This is a genomic window from Oleiphilus sp. HI0043, from assembly GCF_001634935.1.
In genome coordinates this window covers 1-607 of record NZ_LWEY01000728.1, presented here as the reverse complement: position 1 = coordinate 607, position 607 = coordinate 1, and the positions used below count along the sequence as shown (strand labels likewise).

The window sequence follows — 607 nt, the reverse complement described above, 5'->3', positions numbered from 1 at the left end:
GAGCGTCATTACCGTTCAGCTTTCAGATATAAACAATAATGATTTGGCACGCGGTGGAAACAGTGTCGACATTACAGCCGATATTGGCAGCGTCGGGCCGGTCACCGATCTTGGCAATGGAAGCTACACTGCAGTTTTAACGAGCAGTACGACTGTCGGGACAGCCACCATCAGTGCAAGTCTTGAGGGAAGTACAATTGTGGATACAACCAGTGTTGAGTTCACCCCACTACCCGCCTCCATGAGCGATACTTTAATCACCGCTACGCCAAACACGCTAACGGCTGATGGAAGCACTACTTCAACTATTTTGCTCCAGGCTATTAACGTGCTTGGTAACGGATTAAACTCAGGCGGCAGTACCGTTAGTTTCGCGGCCAGTATGGGCAGTATCGGTGATGTCACCGACTTGAATGACGGTTTTTATAGCGCAACCTACACCTCCCCCACCAATACCGGTGTCGCGATCATTAGCGCCACCTTTGATGGTGAAGATGTTATTGACACTGAAATGATCAACCTTCAGGCAGGAGCGCTACTCGCCTCTAGCGGCGTTATTACCAGTCTCGATGCTGCCGTCATCGCTAATGGCTCCAATACTACAACT

Annotated in this window: 1 protein-coding gene; it reads left to right on the top strand. The window is 49.9% G+C overall.

Annotation, left to right across the window (positions count from 1 at the left end; translation table 11 throughout):
* Positions 1-607 (top strand): Ig-like domain-containing protein (locus tag A3729_RS08505; RefSeq protein WP_156497810.1); only part of this gene is annotated, 607 nt, incomplete at both ends.